Source organism: Bradyrhizobium sp. 197, from assembly GCF_023073375.1.
Taxonomy (GTDB): Bacteria; Pseudomonadota; Alphaproteobacteria; order Rhizobiales; family Xanthobacteraceae; genus Bradyrhizobium.
Genome location: NZ_JADPJJ010000164.1, coordinates 15,271 through 34,272, shown reverse-complemented (window position 1 = coordinate 34,272; position 19,002 = coordinate 15,271). Strand labels below are relative to the sequence as shown.

Below are 19,002 nucleotides of genomic sequence, written 5' to 3'. Positions count from 1 at the left end.
GCCCCATGAACGCAAACTCGGCAGCCAAACCAAGGATGATATCGATAAAGAACCTCGCGAAGAACGGTCCTGTGGGCGTTCTCAAACCTCGTTGTACAACGCACGAAGGCCCCATTCGAGCTCGGTCTTGAGGGCGAGGTGCCGGACCACTCGACCTTCTCCAAGAACAGGCATGGCCGCTTCCGGGACTGCGATCTGCTGCGAAAGCTGTTCGAGACGGTGGTCCAGCGCTGCATCGCAGAAGGATTAGTCGACGGCGTCGCCTTTGCGGTCGATGCCAGCTTGATTGCCGCCGACGCTAACAAGCAGCGCGCTGTTGCTGGAACTGATGAGGTTGACTGGGAAACCCTTGCGAGGACGCGCCGATCCGTCCGGGAGTATCTCGATACGTTGGATGAATCGGCCTGGGGGGCGGCGAGCGACACAGTACCGAAGTTCATTGCCAAGTCGGACCCAGCCGCGCAATGGACCGGCGCTCACAAAGGACATGCCTTCTTTGCCCACGCCAACAACTATCTGATCGACCTGAAGGTCGCGATCATCGTCGACGTCGAGGCGACGCGAGCGATCCGGCAGGCCGAGGTCGGTGCGGCGCGCACCATGATTGAGCGTACCGAAGAGCGCGCCTTGAGCTCCGTCCCGAGCGCGTTGTAGCCGACACTGCTTACGGGGCAGCGGAGATGCTGGGGTGATTGGTCAACGAGCGCGCGATCGAGCCGCACATTCCGGTCTTTGATAAATCAGGGCGTGCCGACGGGACGTTCTCTCGTGAAGACTTCTACGATCAACAGAGCGACGTTTACATCTGCCCAGTTGGCAAGGTGCTGACTTCCACCGGCACCCTTGTGAACGATGGGACAACGTTGCTCTGCCGGGCCAGCAAACATGACTGCGACACTTGCGAACTCAAGCCCCGGTGTTGTCCGAAGATGCCCTCCCGCAAGGTCCCACGTTCAATCCACGAAAAGGCTCGAGAGTTGCGCGCGAAATCGCCAAGACCAACGCTTACGTGACGTCGCGGCGTGAACGGAAGAAGATCGAAATGCTCTTCGCGCACCTCAAGCGCATCCTGCGCCTCGACCGCCTCAGGCTGAAAGGCCCATTGGGTGCTCGAGACGAGTTCCTTTTGGCGGCCACCGCCCAAAATCTCCGGAAGCTCGCAAAGCTGATCCCGAGCCCTGCGCTGCAGCCCGCCTAAAGCACTGTAGAGCCCGCGCGCGCCTGCCTCTCGGCATCGTTGCGAACGGCCTATTGGCCAAGTTTTTCAACACAATCCGTCAGAACCCGACGGCGCCTTATCATTTTCTTTTGGCCAGAGCCTTGGCGAGTTCGCGCGCGCAGTCGATGACAAGTCTGGCGACGGGGCTGAGAGCGCGGTTCTTCAGCGTAACGATTCCATTTGGCCGTCGGGCCATTGGCAATTCAACCGGCAAGACCTTGAGCTCCGAGCGCTTGGTGAGAAGTCGTAATGCGGAAGCGGGAAAAATCGTGACAAAACGGCCGGTCGCCAAGAGACTAATCCGCATATGAGGGGAATCGGTGACGACGGTCACACGAGGATAATCGCGCCCGCTGGTGTGAAAGGCTTCCCTAACGATCGACCCAATCACGCTTTCTGGTGGTGGCAGCACCCACGATTCATTCATCAGGTCGGCAACTTCGATCCTTCGCCGCCGAACCCATCGATTTTGGGCGCCCACCACGACGACATAGGAGTCATCAAACAGAAATTCGAAATTCAATCGTTCGTCTGCAAGGGAACCGGTGCTCCGTAGGAGCAGAAGATCGACGTTACGCGCACTCAGTTCTCCCTGCAGCGTTTCCATGTATCCAGTCACGATATGAAATGCGATGCGCGGATAGCGCCGACTGAGCCGATCGACGAGAGCGGAAACGAAGCTCGCCGCCAGAAAGGCGGTAGTTCCGATCCGCACTTCCCCAGCCGTCGGGTCGGCCAGAGACTCGATGTTCTTCACGCCTTGGCGCAAGTCATCGAATGCAGCTGTTCCGCAATCGAGCAAGGCGCGGCCGTATTCGGTCGGTTCGATTCCCTGGTGGTTGCGGTCGAGCAGGCGCACCCCGAGTGTACGCTCCAGTTCCGCGATTGACCTGGAAACGTTCGGCTGCGTGGTATTGAGGAGTTGCGCCGCCTTCCCCATGCTGCCGGCGTGCACCACGGTCATGAGCACGTGCAGGTCTTGCAGCTTCATCCGACTTCCAATGCGATCGCTCAACTGCATAAAGATCACTCATTTCCGATTTGAGATGACGCCATCAGAGAATAGCCTTATGCGCTTATGTTGGCATCAACTATCGTCTCGGCCGAACGGGGATAGGCGGCAACAGAGCCGCACGTCTTACAGGTGCGGAACTGAGGAGCAAGTTGTGGAACTTTCCCGTCGCCGACTCCTGCACCTTGCAGCGGGTGCTGCTGCCCTCCCTACCCCGTCGCGCTTGGCGTGGGCACAAACCTATCCGTCGCGGCCAGTGCGCATCATCGTCGGCTTTGCTGCCGGAGGCCCGAACGACATCCTCGCGCGCCTGATCGGTCAGCGGTTGTCGGAGCGGCTCGGCCAGCCATTCGTCATCGAGAACCGGCCGGGCGCCGGCAGCAACATCGCCACCGAAGCGGTAGTGCGTGCGGCTCCGGACGGCTACTCATTGCTCCTGGTCGGCACTCCGAACGCCATCAATGCGACCCTCTACGATAAACTCGATTTCAATTTCATTCGCGACATCACGCCGGTCGCGGGCTTGATCCGCGGCGGCCTCGTCATGGTGGTGCATCCCTCGGTTCCGGCCAAGACGCTTCCCGAGTTCATCGCCTATGCCAAGGCCAATCCGGGCAAGCTCTCCTACGGGTCGGGCGGTGTCGGTGGGATCACCCACATCACTGCCGAGCTATTCAAGCTGGAGGCCGGCGGCCTCGACATTGTGCACGTGCCCTATCGCGGCGTAGCGCCCGCGCTGACCGATCTGCTCGGCGGGCAGTTGCAGGTGCTGTTCATCAACGCGGCCCTGTTGATCCCCTACGTCAGCGCCGGCAAGCTGCGCGCTCTCGCGATAACCACCGCGACCCGCTCGGAGGCGCTTCCGGACATCCCGACCGTCGGCGAGTTCGTGGCGGGCTACGAGGCAAGCTCCATTTTCGGCTTCGGCGCGCCCAGGAATACCCCCGCCGAAATCGTCGACAGGCTGAACAATGAGATCAATGCCGGCCTCGCCGACCCGAAGATCAAGGCGCGGCTTGCCGACCTGCACGGAACGGCGCTGGGAGGCTCTCCTGCCGATTTCGGAAAGCTTCTTGCGGAAGAAACCGAGAAGTGGGGCAAGGTGATCCGAGTGGCCAACATCAGACCGCAGTGAGAATGGCCGCTGCTGCGCTATTCCGTAGAAATGGAGAGCCCACATGCAATCGATAAAGGCCGCAAAGTCGGCACTATGATATTGAACGTCGCTCGCACTACGCCACTCGGCCAGGCTTTCGGACGCCGAGTTACAGATAGGCCCGACGCAACGGGTGCCATGGCATTACCACAGCGAGGTGCAGGACACATTCTACGTCATAGATGGATCGATACGTATTTTCACGCATGAGCCTGAGGAGGAAGTGTGTCTGACAGCGGGTCAGACCTACGCTGTTCGTCCGGGACGTCCTCATCTTGTCACGAACGCTGGTGAAGCCTCAGCCGTGTGCCTGGTTTTGCAGGGGCTTGGTGAGCATGATTTCGTTGCTCTCGCATGATGGCACATTCCAGGCGCGAGATCGAGAAATCACGTTTTTTGGCGCGAAGCCATCCTAACCGGCTATCCCAATCCGCCAGCGGTGGCTGGGGGCGACTCAAATCAAGCAGACGAAGGCACGCCATGTCGGGCACGACGATCAGTATCCGCTCAAGTGACGGAGGCAAGTTTCACTGTTATCTGGTCACGCCTAAGACCGACGATCCGGTTCCCGCCGTTGTGCTTGCCTCCGCCGTTCACGGCGTCGATGCGGACATCCGCGCAATCGCTGACGAGTTCGCGGCGCACGGCTTCATTGCGGCGGCGCCCGACCTGTTCTGGCGCTCCGTTCCGGGGCCGCTTTCGCGCGGCGATGACCGCGCCGTGCAGCGCTCGCAGCCTCGCCGCGAGAAGATCAACGCCGGCGAAGGCGATATGGCGGATACCTTGGCGCATCTCAGCACACTGCTGAAATTCAACGGACGCGCTGTGGCGATGGGCTTCTGCTACGGAGGCCCTTACGCGATCCTCGGGCCGAAATGCCTCGGCTACGCTGCGGGCATCTCCTGCCACGGAACCCAGATGCTGGACTATATCCAAGAACTTGATGGCGTCGGTGAACCCGTCTGCGTCTTTTGGGGCGATCATGACCACCGAGCGCCGGCCGAGCTGCGGGACGCCTACCGCGCTATACCGTCGCGCATGAAAAACGTGGAAGTGCACATTTTTCCAGACGTTCTCCACGGCTACATGATGCGCGGGAATCCGAACGCGTTCGATCCTGTGGCGCGCGATGTTTCGATGAGGCGCGCGCTGGAGATCCTCGACGGTCTCAGTGATGGACGGATTCCGCAATTGCTTCGCCAGGACTCCAATATCTGAAACTTTCTGGTCTTCGACCGCGCCGGCTATCCAGCAAATTGCATGCTCGCCCTGATCAAGGGAAGCCTGCGACCTTTCGACCGACATCGTCAGTTGCCAAGCTTTCTGCACTCGGCGACGGATTTCCTCCGCATCGCTTACTCGCTGGAATCAGGCAGAGCCCGAGTTCAAGTCCGCTCGCACATACCGCGCTGGAAGATAAGGAAAAGCTGGCGCGCCGCGGCCGGTGAAGATGGGCACTATTGCTTCGCGGTGGCGCTATGATTTCGTAGCCTGCGACGCGCCCAGTCTCCGGGACTGCGACGTACCGCGATTCCGCGCTCCGCCTCGATGCCAACTCGCGAAGCCTTCGACTGGACCCGCAGTTGCCAGCCACCATGGCACCGATCGTTGTCATGCCGCTGGCAGGCAGCGTCTTACCGTCCTAGCCTCCGACGCGGCAAAAGTGCGGTATCAATTTGCCTTGATGCCCGCGTCTCGAATGACCTTTGCCCATTTGGCGCCCTCGATCCTGAACAGGGCAGCAGCCTCATCGGGCGTATCGCCAACTGCCTCGAAGCCAAGCGTCGCGATTTGCTCCATGACGTCCGGCAGCGCGATGATCTTGACAATTTCGCGATGGAGCAGCGTGGTAATCTCCTTCGGTGTTCCGGCAGGAACGATGAACGCGAACCATCCCTCGCCCTCTACTTCAGGATAGCCGGCTTCCGCCATGCTGGGCACCTCCGGCAGTGCCTGCGACCGCATCTTGCTCGTGACAGCCAGCGCGCGCAGCTTGCCTTCCTTGATCTGCGGCACCGCCGGCGGCAACGAGGTGAAGGCAATGGGGGTATGCCCGGCAAGCGTTGAGGCGACCGCCAAGCCTGCGCTGTTGAAGGGCACATGCACAAGGTCGAGGCCGAGCAACAGGCGGAAGTGCTCGCCAATGAGATGTGGCGGTGTCCCGGTCCCCGGAGAAGCGAAGCTGTATTTGGCGGGACCGGATTTGATCAATGCAATGAGATCCTTGACGGTCCGGACTGCCAGTGACGGATGGACCGTGAACACCGTGGGCGAGGTGACGGCAATCGTTACCGGGTCGAAGTCCTTGTAGGGATCGTAGGGTACGGTGTTGTACATGGCCGGGTTGACGACGATATTCGGCGGAACAACAAGGACGGTGTAACCGTCGGGTGCCGCTCTCGCTCCCTGACCCATGCCGATATTGCCACCGGCACCTCCAATGTTCTCGACGTAGAACTGTTTTCCGAGACGTTCGGATAATTTTTGTGCGGTAAGGCGCGCCAGTATATCGGTCGGACCGGCGGCTGCGTAAGGAACGATCACACGCACAGGCCGCGTCGGATACGTTTGCGCAGACGCAGCCGTCGAGAGAATGGGCGCGAAAGCCGCACCCGCTGTTAGCTGTAGGAATTGCCGGCGCAGAAGTCTCATGACGGCCTCCGAACTGTCGGGAAACGCCGCCTCAGGACAACCGGGGCGTCAATGTTTCCAAACAGAGATTGATACCACTGCCAAGAAAGACGAGATATAATATGAACGTTGCGAAATTCATATTGAATTGGATATGGCAATGGAGCTTAGACATCTCCGGTATTTCATCGCCGTTGCAGAGGAAGGACATATCACGCGAGCCGCCGAACGCCTCGGCTTGCAGCAGCCGCCGCTCAGCCAACGGATCAAGGCCATTGAGCGCGAACTTGACGTTCAGCTCTTTCGCCGCAAGGCGCGCGGTGTCGAACTGACCGAAGCCGGCCGCGACTTCCTTGACAATGCGCGCGCGATGCTCGCGCAGAACGAGCGCGCAATCGAATCGACACGGCGCACGGCGCGAGGCGAGCAGGGCCGGCTTTGCGTGGGCGTTACGCCCACCGGCCCATTTCATCCATTCGTGCCCCGTGTCATCCGCGCGTTCCGCGAGGCCTTCCCGCTCGTGAGCCTGACATTGGAGGAGTGCCTCACCCCAGACCTCCTCAAACGCCTCCGAAACCAGCAGATGGACGCAGCCTTTCTACGAACGCCCATGGCCGAGCCGGAGGACCTTGTCATCAACTCCTTGCTCGAGGAACCGTTGGTGGTGGCCTTGCCCAGCACTCATGCGCTGGCTCAGAACGACGGCGACGCGGCATTGTCATTGAAAGATCTCGCCGGCGAAACCTTCATCGTCTACGCGCGCCAACATGGGCCGGGACTGTATGACGCAACGACTGCGGCGTGCCTCAAGGCGGGCTTCAGCCCACGCCTCGGCCAGGAAGCGCCTCGCATCACATCGGCGCTGAGCCTCGTTGCAGCCGGCCTCGGGATTTCCGCCGTTCCGGCTTCCATGCAGCGAATGATGATGGACGGTGTTGCGTATCGGCGCCTCAAGGGACCCAATCAACCGAAAGCCGTTCTGAACCTCGCATCGCGCCGCGGCGATCCCTCAGCGGTGGTTCGACACTTCCTGAACTTAGTTAGGCTAGCCGCGAAAAATTTTCGTGCCGATCGGGGAAAGGCGGCGTGATTCAAACGGCTGCGGTCTAATGGCTCGAGAAGTGAGCCCGCTATTGCGTTGCCGACGCTGTGCGAACACGTGCAAGCGCAGACACGCCGGAGTCGGCTAGCTCGGGCCTGAGATCACACAGAGGCGGGTCCACACATCGGTTGATACGGCGAGGATCCGGCGACACTGCAAGGTCCGCGCCGGGCGAAACGAACAGTATCGTGCAAAATCGTACAGTGGGCGCACCGCGGCCGATGAAGATGGGCACTATTGCTTCGCCGTGGCGCTATGTTGCCATAGCCGGTTACGCACTCCAACCGACTAAACTGCGATGGCCTGCGATCTTTCGCTATGCCTCATGGGCCGCAGTCTTCCCGAGTTGCCCGTCGATAGTGACCCTTTAGATCAATCCCGGGAATGGCGTGATAAGCCAAGAGCCGAAGAAAAACTCGGTCGCGTTTCACTTGATGCCAATCACCATCGAATCTGGACCAACCAGCGGCTCGACGCATGTTTCGACAAAGCCCGCCTCCTTGAGCCAACCGATGCAATCGGCTCCTGTGAAATCGAAGCCTTCGCGGGTTTCGATCAGCATGTTCAGGCTCATCAGGAGCCCGAACGCATTCTTCTTGCGCTCGTCATCGATGATCGGATCGTAGACGATGAGCGCGCCTCCGTAAGGAAGCGCCTGGTAGGCGTTTCGGATCAGCATTCGCTTTTTCTCAAGGCTCCAGTCATGCAGGATGTGCCCCATGATCAGCACGTCGGCCGAGGGCATCGGGTCGGCGAAGAAGTCACCTGCTTGGAACGAGAGCCGCGACGAGAGGCCATGCTGCGCCGCGTAGGCCTCGAAATGCGGCTTCACCACTGGGAGATCGAATCCGATGCCCTTGAGATGGGCGTGCGCGCGGGCGAGTTCGACCGCAAGGCCGCCCTGGGCGGTACCGATATCGGCGAAAGTCTTGTGGTCGGCCCAGGGGAATTTGTCCACGATCGCGTGTGCCGCACCAAGACTCAGTCCCGTCATCGCCTTAAGGAAGTCGGCGAGGATCGCCGGGCTCCGATAAATCTCATCGAATAGGTCGCGGCCCTGTTTGGCCTCGTTCTGCGGCTCGCCGGTCCGCAGTCCCTCGGTTAGCTTGCCCCAGAATGGGTAGAGCCGCGCGTTTGCCATTTCGAGCATGCCGCCCACATAGGTCGGCTTGCGGCGATCGAGAAACAGCGCGCCCGCGGGCGTATTGGAATAGAGCGCGTCGTGGCGCTCGAGTTGGCCGAGCGCGACCAGCGCATCGAGGAAATCGCGGACGCTGCGCGGATGCAGCTTGAGCCGTGTGGTCAACGCCTCGGCGCCAATCGGCCCGTCGGCCAGCAACGTGAACAGTCCGAGTTCTATCGCGCTCAATAGCGTTTTCGAGCCCCAAAATGCGAAACCGAGCTGCATGATGGCATCCGGCGTCAGCGCGGCGACGGGCGTGGTAGTGTTCGGCTGGGCCTGTTGGTTCATGGCTGCACCTTTGCGTATTCGGGTGAGGGCAAGCCTAGGCAAGCCGACAGAAATCCGCATGGAGACGCTATTGATTTTCCATGCTCATTCCGTTGACATACCAATCGGAGCGGCAAGTTAGAGCGCGGCGGCATGCGCCTTCACTTCAATCAGTGCGTCCTGGACACGGAGCGTCGGGAGCTCCGCCGTCGACTGGCTCCCGTGCCGGTGCAGCCTCAGGTCTTCGATCTGTTGGTCTATCTGATTGAGAACCGCGGTCGCGTCGTTAGCAAGGATGACCTCCTCCTCGCGGTCTGGAACGGACGGATCGTGTCCGAATCGACGCTCATCAGCCGCATCAATGCAGCACGCCGCGCAATCGGCGACGACGGCGATCAACAACGCCTGATCCGGACGGTCGCCCGCAAGGGTGTGCGGTTCGTCGGCGAGGTACGGGGGCAATTGGACAGCGTTGCGTCATCGGACCTGGCGCGGGAGACGCCGATTGTCAGCATCGCGCCGCCAGACCGGCCCTCGATTGCGGTCCTGCCTTTCGTTAACATGTCGAACGATCCCGACCATGATTTCTTCGCCGACGGGATCACCGAGGACATCACGGCGCCGCTCAGCCGCATCCGGCAGTTCTTCGTGATCGCGCGCAACGCGACGCAGCGCTACAAGCAGGCCCCGCCCGATCTCCGTGAGATCACCGCGACGCTCGGTGTGCGCTATGTCGTGGAAGGAAGCGTGCGCAAAGCCGAAGGGCGCGTCAGAGTTTCTGCTCAACTCCTCGACGGACTCAGTGGCAACCACATCTGGACGGAACGCTTCGACCGCGATCTGGACGATATCTTCGCTGTCCAGGATGAGATCGCCTTGGGGATCGCCGGGCAGATCGAGCCCGAGCTCAGCCGCGCCGAGTACGAGCGGACCAAGGCGACGCCACCGGAGAATCTTGGTGCCTGGGAGCTCTTCCATGGTGGAATGGCGCTGATCGCGAAGCGCACTCGGGAGGGCAACATCGAAGCCCGCCAGTTGCTCGAAAGATCGCTAAGCCTCGACCCCAACTTCGCACCAGCCCATGCGGCGATCGCCTGGAGCCAGGCAGAGGACCTCTTCTTTTGCTTTGCTGTTCACGATCCAAGGGACATTTTCGACCGGGCACGCCGCGCCGCAACCCTCGATGATCGCGATCCCCTGTCGCATCTTGCGCTCGCCTGGGCGCTGACCTTCATGCGTCAGCCGGATTCCGCGATCGACGCGGTGAAAAGGGCGATCGCCCTTAGTCCAAGCTTTGCTCATGCCCATGCGATCCTGGGTCGGCTACTGATTCAGTCCGGCCGATGTCTGGAGGGCATCGCGGAGGCCGAACAGGCGATCCGTCTGAGCCCCTTCGCGCCAAACGCGCGGCAATATCTCAACGTTCTTGCAGTCGGGCATTTCTACCTCGGTGAGTACGCCAAAGCCATCGAGATCGCCCGTCAGGCTATCCAGACTTTTGACACTTGGGTGCCACGGATGCTCATTACGTCGTCGCTAGGTCATCTCGGCGACCGCGCGAACGCCGAGCAGGCGCGCGTCGAGCTGGAGAAGCACCACCCTCGATTTTCCATTGCTCAGGCGCGGCGTGACTACGTGGTCTTCGACGAACGATGTCTCGAACGCCTGCTAACCGGTCTGCGCAGGGCCGGCGTACCGGAAAGCTAACGGGCACCGTCCGCCTTGGGGTCATTCGCGTCGATATTGCCAAGTCCGCCTTCTCATCCGCTATCGGCAATAGACGCTTACGACCTACTTGCCGCTGTCGGACGGGACTGTGTCGGCGCATTGCAATTCCTGCCGGACGGCATCGAACCCGGCGCCGCCGGCGCTGTCGACGGCAGACCTGTTGACGACAAGGAAATAGCCCGGCTTCTCGGGGACCTTGCATCGGCTCCCCTTGGGCTTGGTGAGGACGAGGACTTTCGGATCTCGATCGCCGGCGTTCAGGAAAAGACAGCGCTCTTGTTATGGAAAGGACGTTGGTACAAGCCGCTGGCGACTACAGCCACGACGCACATCCTCAAACCGCAGATTGGCCGACTGCCGAAACATCGATCTTTCCTACAGCGTCGAGAATGAGTTCTTCTGCCTCAAGCTGACAGCAGCTCTTGGACTTCCGAGCACCGCCATCGCGATCGACGAGTTTGAAGGCAACCGTGTGCTCGTGGTCGAGAGGTTCGATCGCCGCTGGACCAGCGACAACCGTCTCCTACGTTTGCCCCAAGAGGATTGCTGCCAGGCTTTGTCCGTGCCGCCATCCTTGAAATACGAACCGAGGGCGGGCCCGGTATTCCAGCTATCCTCAATCTGCTGAAGGGAAGCGATCAACCGGAGGCAGATCAAACGACGTTTTTGAAGGCCGTAGTTGCCTTCTGGCTTCTCGGCGCCACGGACGGGCACGCCAAAAATTTCAGCATCGTTCTCTCTCCGGGCGGCCGCTTCCGCATGACCCCGCTCTACGATGTGATTTCGGCGCAGCCCAGCCTAGACGCAGGCCAGATCAAGCGTAACAAGATGAAGCTGGCCATGACCGTCGGTGATAGCCGTCACTACGTCGTCGATGGCGTCATGCCCCGCCATTTTGTCCAGACCGCCGCCAAGGCAGGCATTGGTGCGGGAGTCGTTACCGCGATCTTTGATGAGCTGCGCGCACAGGCGCCAGCGGCGGTCGAACAGGTCACCGCGTCGCTCCCGAAGGCATTTCCTGCCGAAGTCGCTGACAGCATCAGCAATGGGGTCAAGGCTCGTCTGCGCAGGTTGGACGACGCGTGATGCCAAAGATCCATGTGCGACCAGCTAATCGAAGCCGAGGGGCATCTCTGCCCATCGCCACAATGGACCGGCGAGATTGATCATGGTCCGCCTCTTCGTCGCTGTTCCAATTTTGGATGCGGCTCCCATCCGCGCATTCGAGTCCGGTGGAGAACACACACCCTCGAACGGTTTACTCCTGCGCACCGATATGCGTTCATGGGTATTTGCGCAAGCTGTTCACGCAGCAAGTCTTGCTAGATGCCATTAATAAAGCTAGCGCTATCCTAGCGCGGCTAACAAGGACACGCGTGGTCGTTACGTCCGAGGTGAGCATTTGCGACAGTTTGGTAGGGTTCGCATGACTTCCCTTCATCCCAACAAAGCGACCAAGCAACGGACATCGCGCCACGATCGCTGTTCTTAACAGGCGAGCATCCAACCGATCCGTCAGTTGCCAAAGCAATCTGCGTTCGGCGAGGACTTTCTGCACATTTGCTTATCACTGGAATGAGACAGAGCGGGAGTTTCAGTCCCGGCGCACCTATCGCACTGAAAAATAAGAAGGAACTGGCGCGCCCAACACGATTCGAACGTGTGCCCTTCCTTCCGACGGTGGTGGTCACCCCTGTTAACCCCGCCAATTTTGCAGTTATTTTCCACCGATCGTGAGAAGCGGGCGCTCTGAGCCCTCGCAATCATCGACGCTTGCTAACCGCGGCTTGCTCTTCCGCCGCGACTAGCCCATTCTTGCTGAGATGCCGGATCCGCTCCGTAAAGGTCCAGCAGATGCGCCATCGCGGCTCCCGCGAGGTCTTGACCCATGAGCTGCTCTTGTTGCGGTTCCGAGGTTCAGAGCGGCTTTGCTTTCTGCCCGAAGTGCGGCACGAAACAGCCGAACATATGCTCCGGCTGCGGTTATGCATGTGCACCCGATTTCGCGTATTGCCCGAAATGCGGCGCCCTCGTCAGCGAGGTCCCCAAGGCCGGCGGGCAGGCGGCGATGCAGACGAGTCGGGTGACAGTCCCGGTCAGGGCCTCCTCACCATCGCTCACCCCGAATGCGACGGCCGACGCCCAACAAGCATTTCGACTGCAGTCAGACAAGATCGACAGCGAAGCCAACCGCCGCACCATTACCGTGCTGTTTGCCGACCTCAGCGGTTTCACCACGATGAGCGAGCGGCTCGACCCTGAGGTTATGCAGACACTTCAGAACGAATTGTTCGAAGAACTGACGGCAGCGGTGCAAAGCTTTGGCGGCTTCGTGGACAAGTTCATCGGCGATGCGCTGCTTGCGCTGTTCGGTGCGCCGGCTGCGCACGAAGACGACCCTGAGCGGGCGGTCCGTGCCGCGCTCGACATGATCAGCCGGACGATGCGCCTCAGCGAACGTGCGAAAGCGTATGCCGCTTCACCGCTGCTGCTCCATGTCGGTATCAACACCGGACACGTCGTTGCGGGCGGATTGGGCGTAGGCGTTGCCAAATCCTATTCAGTGACCGGCGACACGGTAAATACAGCGCAACGAATTCAGTCGGTGGCGCCTCCCGGCGACGTGTACGTGGGGCCGCTAACCTACCGTTTGACCCGGCACGCGTTCTCGTATGAATCTCTTGGCGAGGTTGCGCTCAAGGGCAAGATGGGCAGCGTGCTGGTCCACCGTTTGAAGGGCCCGCTCGACACACCGCGTGCCGCCCGAGGACTCGACATGCTTGGCCTGAGTGCACCGTTGATCGGGCGCGGCGCCGACCTTGCCCGTTTGGTCGATAGCCTTGATCTCGCGTGCGGCGGCGCGGCGCAACTGGTGCGGTTGGTCGGCGAAGCCGGCATCGGTAAAACGCGTCTATTGAATGAATTCGTTGCCAGAGCCCGCGATGAAGACCGCTTCACAGGCGTGGCGATCCGGCGCGTCGTCTGCTCGCCCCTGGGCGAACAATCCTACGGCACACTCGCCGCCGTGTTGCGCAGCGCCTACGGCATCGCCCAGAAGGCAACCATCGCAGAGGCCAAAGCCAAGTTCGCTGAAGCGCTGTCCGAGCTCGGCCTTGCGGCCGAAGAGGCCGATCGCCTGATGCCCCTTTATTTCCACGTTCTCGGCCTCGGCGATCCGGACGCCGCGCTGCAGCACGTCGAGCCCGAGCAGCTTCGGCGGCAGATATTCTTTGCGATTCGTACCGTGTTCGAACGGCGCCTGGTCCTGTCGCCGCTCCTGATCATTGTCGAGGATCTGCACTGGGCCGATGCCGTATCGCTTGAAGCGCTGCGATTCCTGATGGACCGGCTGGAGCGTACGCGGCTGATGCTGTTGTTTACGCATCGGCCTATGCTGGAACTGGATCAGTTCGGCTCGGGGCGGATCAGCCATACAACCCTTCGATTGCTTCCGCTTGGTGATGCAGACGGACAAAAGCTGCTCGCGGCCTACTTCAGCCACGGTTGGAGTGAACCGCCGGGAAATCTGTTCAGTCGAATCCTGGAGCGCGCGGGCGGCAATCCACTCTTCTTTGAGGAAATCATCCGCGGTCTCATCGAAGCTGGCGCCTTGGAGCGTGACGGCTCACGGTGGCGGATCAAGTCAGATGAAGCCGCCGCCGATATACCGGCAAGCATTCAGGCCCTGTTACTGGCGCGCCTGGACCGGCTGCCGCATGAGGTGCGCCGCTTGGCCCAGGAGGCCGCGGTGATCGGCCCACGTTTTGATGCGGCTCTTCTCGGTGCGATGGCATCGCAGCGGACGAAGGTGGAAGCGGGGCTCGAACTTCTGTGCGATGCCGAGATTGTCGAGGAGGTCGCGGGCGCGAACTCGATCTCGCTGCGATCTTATCGCTTTACGCAAACCATGCTTCAGGACGTGATCTATCAAAACCTGCTCTTGCAGCGTCGGATCGAGCTCCATGGACGGATTGGTGCCGCGCTGGAGCGGCTCTATGGCAATGAGCCCGAGCGCCTCGAGGACCTCATACTGCTCGGACATCATTTCAGCCTGAGCGCGAGCAAGCCTAAAGGTGCGCGCTATCTGCGCGCGGCCGGCGATCGCGCACGCGCGACCTATGCCAACGACGATGCCATTCGTCTCTATCAGCAGGCCCTCGCCCTGTTGTTGACCAGCGGCGAGCGGGAGCCGGAACGCCTGGTCCTGTACGAGCGGATTGCGGATCTCTGTGGCGTGGCTGGCCGCCGCAACCTCGCCGAGGAGCACTATCAGAGCGCGCTGGAGGAGCACCGCGCTCAGGACGATCGCGTCGCCGAAGCGCGAATTCTTCGCAAGCTTGGCCGATTGCTGTGGGACGCCGGCAAGCGGATTAAGGCAGAGACGCATTACGCCGAGGCGGCGGAACTGCTTGGCGGGACCGATGCACCCATCGAATGGGCGCACCTCTTGCAGGAGCGCGGCCGTCTCGCGTTCCGCACGGGCGATCACGTGGCTGCCGCGAGACGGGCAGATGAGGCGCTCGGTTACGCCCGATCCGTGCCGACGGACGCGGGCCAGCAAACCCGGCTCGAGGCGGCGCGCGCCATCGCGGAGGCTCTCAACACCAAGGGCGTTGCCCTGGCGCGGCTTGGGCGGCACCAGGAGGCGGTGCGCGAGGTGGAGCAAAGTGTCTCGGCCGCGGAAGCCGCCGGCCTTCTCAACGTGGCGTGCCGCGGCTACACCAATCTCGGTGTGCTCTACACGATTGTCGACCCGGCGAAAGCCGTGCAGGTTTGCCGGCGCGGGCTCGATGTTGCGCGTCGTATCGGTGATCTCGGTTTCCAGGCGCGTCTTCTCGCCAATTTTGCCGTTGCCTGTTGCACCTTCACGGACAGATGTACCGAGGAGGGGGTGCCGGCTGCCGAAAAGGCGATCGAAATCGACCGTGCGCTTGATCAGCGCGAGCATCTCTCCGTGCCGTTGATCGTGCTCGGGCAAATCCATCAATGCCATTTCCGGCCCGATCTGGCTGCTCGTTGCTACAATGAGGCAATCGAGGTGGCGAGCGAAACCGGGGAGCCGCAGCAGCTGTTTCCATGCTATGATGGACTTGCGACGCTGAACCTTGATCGAGGCGACATGCCCGAGGCCGAGCGATATTTCGCGCTGGCACAGGACGTCTGCACGCGGCACGGGCTTGATCCCGCAGGGCTGATCGTACTGCCGTTTCTTGACTAGATCATGTGAAGGAGTGCCATCATGTCTGAACGTCACGTCGAGGGACCACTTCAACCGGGCGATCGTGCACCGAACGTCGTGCTGGACGCGATCACACGCGACGGAAAGATCGCGCTCGAAGATTTTCGCGGCCATAGTCCGATATTAGTCGGCATGTATCGAGGCCTGCACTGCCCGTTCTGCCGGCGCCATATCGCGGCACAGGCGCAACTTGACGTCGCTCTGCGCGACAAGGGCGTCGAGAGCCTCACGGTCGTCAATACGCCGATCGAACGCGCGCGGCTCTACTTCCGCTATCATCCATTGCCCAATCTGCTCGCCGCGTCCGATCCCGAGCGGCTCTCGCACCGCGCGTTCGGCCTGCCCAATATCGAATTCACTGAGAAGGAAACCGAGTGGCCGCGCAAGGTCGGCATGGATGTGGTCATGAGCATGCAGGTTGACCTGCCCGGAGAATTGTCCGGACCGATGAATCGTTTGGCGGCTGCCGAGTACCTCAACAACAAGGACGGTTACGAGCTAACGGAGGCGGATCAGCGCATGGCGGCAACCGGCCAGGGCCAGCTATTTGGGCAGTTCTTGATCGACCGTGAGGGGATCGTACGCTGGACCTTTACCGAGGTTCCCGAAGGTGGCCAGCGCATGTTCGCGGCGCCGAACCCGCAGGAATTGATGTCGGCTGCCTCGCAGGTGGCAGGCTAACGCACGTTGTGCGTATTTTACTGTAAATCGGCGAGCCGTTTGCCCCCCAATCGGCGTCCAACGCAGGCTCTGACGCATATTCGATGATCGTGATTGTTTTTATGGCGCGCCAATCAGCCTGGCTTGAAATAGATCGAGCTTGGCGCGCCCGTACATCTGCCGTTTGACCAGCTTGAGCTTGGTGATCTGAGCTTCCACTTGGCCATTGGACCATGGTTGCGTGATAGCCGCGTGCACCGCGCCCTTATCGTTGGCGATTCCATTCGCGAACGAGGCAATGAGGCTCCGCTTGGATTCCTCAATCCAAGGTTCGAGCTCGATCTCGGCCTTCCTTCGGATCATCGCGTGGAAGCGGCCAACGAGAGCTTGGGCATCGGCCAGCATAGAAACGTTTTGTTCGATGACCGCAAGCGTGACGGGCTCCGCCCTGGTTAGGTGGTCGCGCTTCGTCGTCATCAGCTGCGCTATCGTCCTGGCGGCGGGGACCTTCTGCAATTGTTGATGGCTGATAGTCTCGGCACGCCGCCGTCGCGTCGTCCATTCCGCCACCACGCGCAGCGATCCCTTGAAGCCTTGTCCCTTCAATCGGCGCCAGAGCTCGGCACCGTTGCGACAGCCGCCTGACCACTGCGCGTCCAGGAACGGCAGATGCCCGTCCAGGGTGCTTTGACGGGTGCGGAACATATCCGTACCGCCGCCGCGGCTAATTTGGCGAACCAGATTGCGACTATGTCCTGTGCGGCGGACGATCTCCTTGAGCGACACACCGTCGCTGGCGAGAGCCGTAACTACGGCATGGCTGTCCTGGCGCCGCAGATAGCCCTGATAGCGCAGCTTTTCCGCACAGGTCAGCAATTCCGGGGCGATCGTCGTCGTTCCGATTGCGGTTCGGATTCTGTTCATGGAGCGGCACACCGCATCAAGGAAGGCCGCGCTCGCATTTTCCATCAAATGCCAGCGGTCGGCGACTTGGATGGCGTTCGGCAGCGCCTTGGCTGCTGCCTCGCCGTATCCACCACCGCGATCTCGCGATACAATGTTGATCGCTGGGTGCTTGGATAGCCACGCCTGAACGGTCGCAGTTTCCCTGTCGGGCAGCAGGGTAACGATCTGCCGGCGCTCCAAATCGCACACGATCGTCCCCTGGTTTCTCCGGAACGCCCAGTCATCGATGCCCACAACAAGCAATGGATCTGTCGGCATCGCCGCCCGCCGGCGGACCACCCGTAGCAAGGTATCGTTGCTGACGGGCAGCATCAGCCGCTTGGCGAAGCTTGCCGCCGGCCGGCCGCCCAGCGCCAACCCCAAGTGATGGACGATGTATTCCAGCCGTGCCGTCCGGCGCCGTCGAAGCGGGACGATGTCTTCACCAAACCGCTCCGCGAAGATCCGCCGACGGCAATGCGCCACCTCGCATGTGAAGCGCCGCGTGAGCAATCGGAAGGCGCATCTTTCTGCCCGCTGATGGCAAATCGGCCACGTGCCGGATGTCCGGATGTAACGGCTATGGATTCGGCGCGATGCTGTCGCGCACAAAGGGCACTGGGCCTCCGCAGCCTCTGACTGGGCCTCCGCAGCCTCTGACCGAACAGCCAGAATAACCGAATCCTCTGAATCACTTACGCCATCAAACACCAAACCACTCGGTACGAGCGATGAAATTCGAAAGCCTGTCCGCATGGGGCCGATTCTCCGTTGAAGATCCACAGTCGCCGGCGAACTTCATCAGAAATGAGTCAGAGCCAAAGTTCGGAGCTGATACACACCGGCGCTCACGATATTACGCCGGCACCGTTCAACCCGCGTGGCTTTCGGGCGATGCGTATGCCCGAAAGATAGGGGGCTCGAAGCCGATCTTGCTGCCTCTGAAAGGGAACGGCACCAGCGGGGAGGACAGGCTGGAACCGAGCTTTAAGGCTGGTCGTCGTGGAGGCATGCCCACGAACCATTCCGACGCGCGGTTTACTTGTTCACGTGGTCCTTCGACATTATGCCGCTCTTGCCGGTCGTGCCTTCCCTCATTTTTGGGTCATTCTGCGTCGAGCCCGGATTCGCGGAAATTACACTTCCGGTGTGAGGATGTCTGCTGTTGATTCACTGCGGCATCGCCGAGCGTCCGCTTCTGCCTTGCCGAGGCGAGCTACTGCTTCTGGACTATGAAATCCTTGCGCGCCGCGGCAAACTTGCAGTCGTCAGGATTTCGCATGACCGATAGCTGCGTTAGAACCAACGTCGCTCGCATGAATTTTAAGCGAGCGGCGCTGTGTTTCTGTCATGGCCCATGATCGCGCCGATCGCAGGCGTTGAGAGCCGCTACCCACCGGGGCGATGACTTCAGCGACAAGAGGGTCAGGCGCGACTGTGTGTCGCTCTCGCAACATCACAATTGTTCCGTTAGGTGCAGCCCGCATTTTCGACTCCACAACAGCGCCTCGCTGATGCTTGATAAGCGCGGACCCGGGGCGGGATTTCGCCTCCAAGAAATTTCAATCCGGGCCGGAAGAGACCGCTGTCCAGCGCCAGCGGTCTCTTCGTGTTGCTTCATTATTGGCGAGCCGAGGCGTTCGATGTCGACGCGGGTATGGGCTGTCGCCACGTAAGTCGGCTGGATCCTCATCATGGGCGGGATCCTGCTCTACAAGGTTTCCGGCCCAGTCTAACTTGACGCGGGCTGATCCCTCCCTCCGATTCACCGCCCAGTCGCATGAGCTCGTGGTACACGGGACGTCACGACCGAATTTGGTGCCTCAAACAATACCCCTGCGATTGATTCCGTGACCCCAT

14 protein-coding genes and 1 pseudogene are annotated in these 19,002 nt (G+C 60.9%); 11 read left to right on the top strand and 4 right to left on the bottom strand.

From position 1 onward, the window contains the following. Positions 1-120: 120 nt before the first annotated feature. Positions 121-1,198, top strand: a pseudogene (locus tag IVB27_RS36180) (transposase); the annotation flags it as partial. 100 nt (positions 1,199-1,298) lie between these two features. On the opposite strand, the gene IVB27_RS36175 reads toward IVB27_RS36180, so the two are convergent. Continuing rightward, positions 1,299-2,210: a LysR family transcriptional regulator gene (locus tag IVB27_RS36175; RefSeq protein ID WP_247447443.1), complete on the bottom strand. Its 912-nt coding sequence runs from the start codon at positions 2,208-2,210 to the stop codon at positions 1,299-1,301. Positions 2,211-2,385: 175 nt separating this feature from the next. On the opposite strand from IVB27_RS36175, the gene IVB27_RS36170 reads away from it, so the two are divergent. The 3 genes from IVB27_RS36170 to IVB27_RS36165 all read left to right on the top strand — a co-directional run bounded on the left by IVB27_RS36170 (position 2,386) and on the right by IVB27_RS36165 (position 4,605). Continuing rightward, positions 2,386-3,366: a Bug family tripartite tricarboxylate transporter substrate binding protein gene (locus IVB27_RS36170; RefSeq protein ID WP_524536541.1), complete on the top strand. Its 981-nt coding sequence runs from the start codon at positions 2,386-2,388 to the stop codon at positions 3,364-3,366. A gap of 136 nt (positions 3,367-3,502) precedes the next feature. Continuing rightward, positions 3,503-3,745: a cupin domain-containing protein gene (locus IVB27_RS43905; protein WP_524536543.1), complete on the top strand. Its 243-nt coding sequence runs from the start codon at positions 3,503-3,505 to the stop codon at positions 3,743-3,745. A gap of 122 nt (positions 3,746-3,867) precedes the next feature. Beyond that, the gene (locus IVB27_RS36165) at positions 3,868-4,605 is read left to right on the top strand and encodes a dienelactone hydrolase family protein (RefSeq protein ID WP_247447441.1); all 738 of its coding nucleotides are present in this window, start codon (positions 3,868-3,870) and stop codon (positions 4,603-4,605) included. Positions 4,606-5,058: 453 nt separating this feature from the next. Here IVB27_RS36165 and IVB27_RS36160 read toward each other — a convergent pair whose 3' ends face one another. Next, positions 5,059-6,039 carry a Bug family tripartite tricarboxylate transporter substrate binding protein gene (locus IVB27_RS36160; RefSeq protein WP_247447439.1) on the bottom strand — a complete coding sequence of 327 codons (981 nt, stop codon included), beginning with the start codon at positions 6,037-6,039 and terminating at the stop codon, positions 5,059-5,061. 139 nt (positions 6,040-6,178) lie between these two features. Here IVB27_RS36160 and IVB27_RS36155 point away from each other — a divergent pair, with 139 nt between their 5' ends. Further along, positions 6,179-7,108 carry a LysR family transcriptional regulator gene (locus IVB27_RS36155; protein WP_247447438.1) on the top strand — a complete coding sequence of 310 codons (930 nt, stop codon included), beginning with the start codon at positions 6,179-6,181 and terminating at the stop codon, positions 7,106-7,108. 439 nt (positions 7,109-7,547) lie between these two features. Here the strand turns inward: IVB27_RS36155 and IVB27_RS36150 are convergent, their stop codons facing one another. Then, the gene (locus tag IVB27_RS36150; RefSeq protein ID WP_247447437.1) at positions 7,548-8,591 is read right to left on the bottom strand and encodes a methyltransferase; all 1,044 of its coding nucleotides are present in this window, start codon (positions 8,589-8,591) and stop codon (positions 7,548-7,550) included. Between the two features lie 132 nt (positions 8,592-8,723). Between IVB27_RS36150 and IVB27_RS36145 the strand changes: the two genes are divergently transcribed. The 6 genes from IVB27_RS36145 to IVB27_RS36125 all read left to right on the top strand — a co-directional run bounded on the left by IVB27_RS36145 (position 8,724) and on the right by IVB27_RS36125 (position 16,218). Continuing rightward, positions 8,724-10,277: a winged helix-turn-helix domain-containing tetratricopeptide repeat protein gene (locus IVB27_RS36145; RefSeq protein WP_247447436.1), complete on the top strand. Its 1,554-nt coding sequence runs from the start codon at positions 8,724-8,726 to the stop codon at positions 10,275-10,277. A gap of 120 nt (positions 10,278-10,397) precedes the next feature. Continuing rightward, positions 10,398-10,691: a HipA domain-containing protein gene (locus tag IVB27_RS36140; RefSeq protein ID WP_247447444.1), complete on the top strand. Its 294-nt coding sequence runs from the start codon at positions 10,398-10,400 to the stop codon at positions 10,689-10,691. Continuing rightward, positions 10,645-10,926 (top strand): HipA domain-containing protein, encoded by a 282-nt coding sequence (locus tag IVB27_RS42890; protein WP_253075542.1) that lies wholly within the window; start codon positions 10,645-10,647, stop codon positions 10,924-10,926. The genes IVB27_RS36140 and IVB27_RS42890 overlap by 47 nt, the downstream gene beginning before the upstream one ends. Further along, entirely contained in the window at positions 10,842-11,384 is a 543-nt protein-coding gene (locus IVB27_RS36135; protein WP_253075541.1) for a HipA domain-containing protein, read from the top strand. Before IVB27_RS42890 ends, IVB27_RS36135 begins: the two co-directional genes overlap by 85 nt. Before the next feature lie 802 nt (positions 11,385-12,186). Continuing rightward, complete coding sequence (locus IVB27_RS36130; RefSeq protein ID WP_247447435.1) at positions 12,187-15,516, top strand: adenylate/guanylate cyclase domain-containing protein; 3,330 nt, start codon at positions 12,187-12,189, stop codon at positions 15,514-15,516. 21 nt (positions 15,517-15,537) lie between these two features. Beyond that, complete coding sequence (locus IVB27_RS36125) at positions 15,538-16,218, top strand: redoxin domain-containing protein (protein ID WP_247447434.1); 681 nt, start codon at positions 15,538-15,540, stop codon at positions 16,216-16,218. A 99-nt stretch (positions 16,219-16,317) separates the two neighbouring features. Here the strand turns inward: IVB27_RS36125 and IVB27_RS36120 are convergent, their stop codons facing one another. Continuing rightward, the gene (locus tag IVB27_RS36120; RefSeq protein WP_247447433.1) at positions 16,318-17,898 is read right to left on the bottom strand and encodes an ISL3 family transposase; all 1,581 of its coding nucleotides are present in this window, start codon (positions 17,896-17,898) and stop codon (positions 16,318-16,320) included. Between the last annotated feature and the right edge of the window lie 1,104 nt (positions 17,899-19,002).

What these genes read in the sequence shown, in the direction of transcription:
- IVB27_RS36175 (WP_247447443.1), bottom strand. Translation starts at nt 2,210, where the DNA reads ATGAAGCTGCAAGACCTGCACGTGCTCATGACCGTGGTGCACGCCGGC.
- IVB27_RS36165 (WP_247447441.1), top strand. Translation starts at nt 3,868, where the DNA reads ATGTCGGGCACGACGATCAGTATCCGCTCAAGTGACGGAGGCAAGTTT.
- IVB27_RS36160 (WP_247447439.1), bottom strand. Translation starts at nt 6,039, where the DNA reads ATGAGACTTCTGCGCCGGCAATTCCTACAGCTAACAGCGGGTGCGGCT.
- IVB27_RS36155 (WP_247447438.1), top strand. Translation starts at nt 6,179, where the DNA reads ATGGAGCTTAGACATCTCCGGTATTTCATCGCCGTTGCAGAGGAAGGA.
- IVB27_RS36150 (WP_247447437.1), bottom strand. Translation starts at nt 8,591, where the DNA reads ATGAACCAACAGGCCCAGCCGAACACTACCACGCCCGTCGCCGCGCTG.
- IVB27_RS36145 (WP_247447436.1), top strand. Translation starts at nt 8,724, where the DNA reads ATGCGCCTTCACTTCAATCAGTGCGTCCTGGACACGGAGCGTCGGGAG.
- IVB27_RS36130 (WP_247447435.1), top strand. Translation starts at nt 12,187, where the DNA reads ATGAGCTGCTCTTGTTGCGGTTCCGAGGTTCAGAGCGGCTTTGCTTTC.
- IVB27_RS36125 (WP_247447434.1), top strand. Translation starts at nt 15,538, where the DNA reads ATGTCTGAACGTCACGTCGAGGGACCACTTCAACCGGGCGATCGTGCA.
- IVB27_RS36120 (WP_247447433.1), bottom strand. Translation starts at nt 17,898, where the DNA reads ATGCGGACAGGCTTTCGAATTTCATCGCTCGTACCGAGTGGTTTGGTG.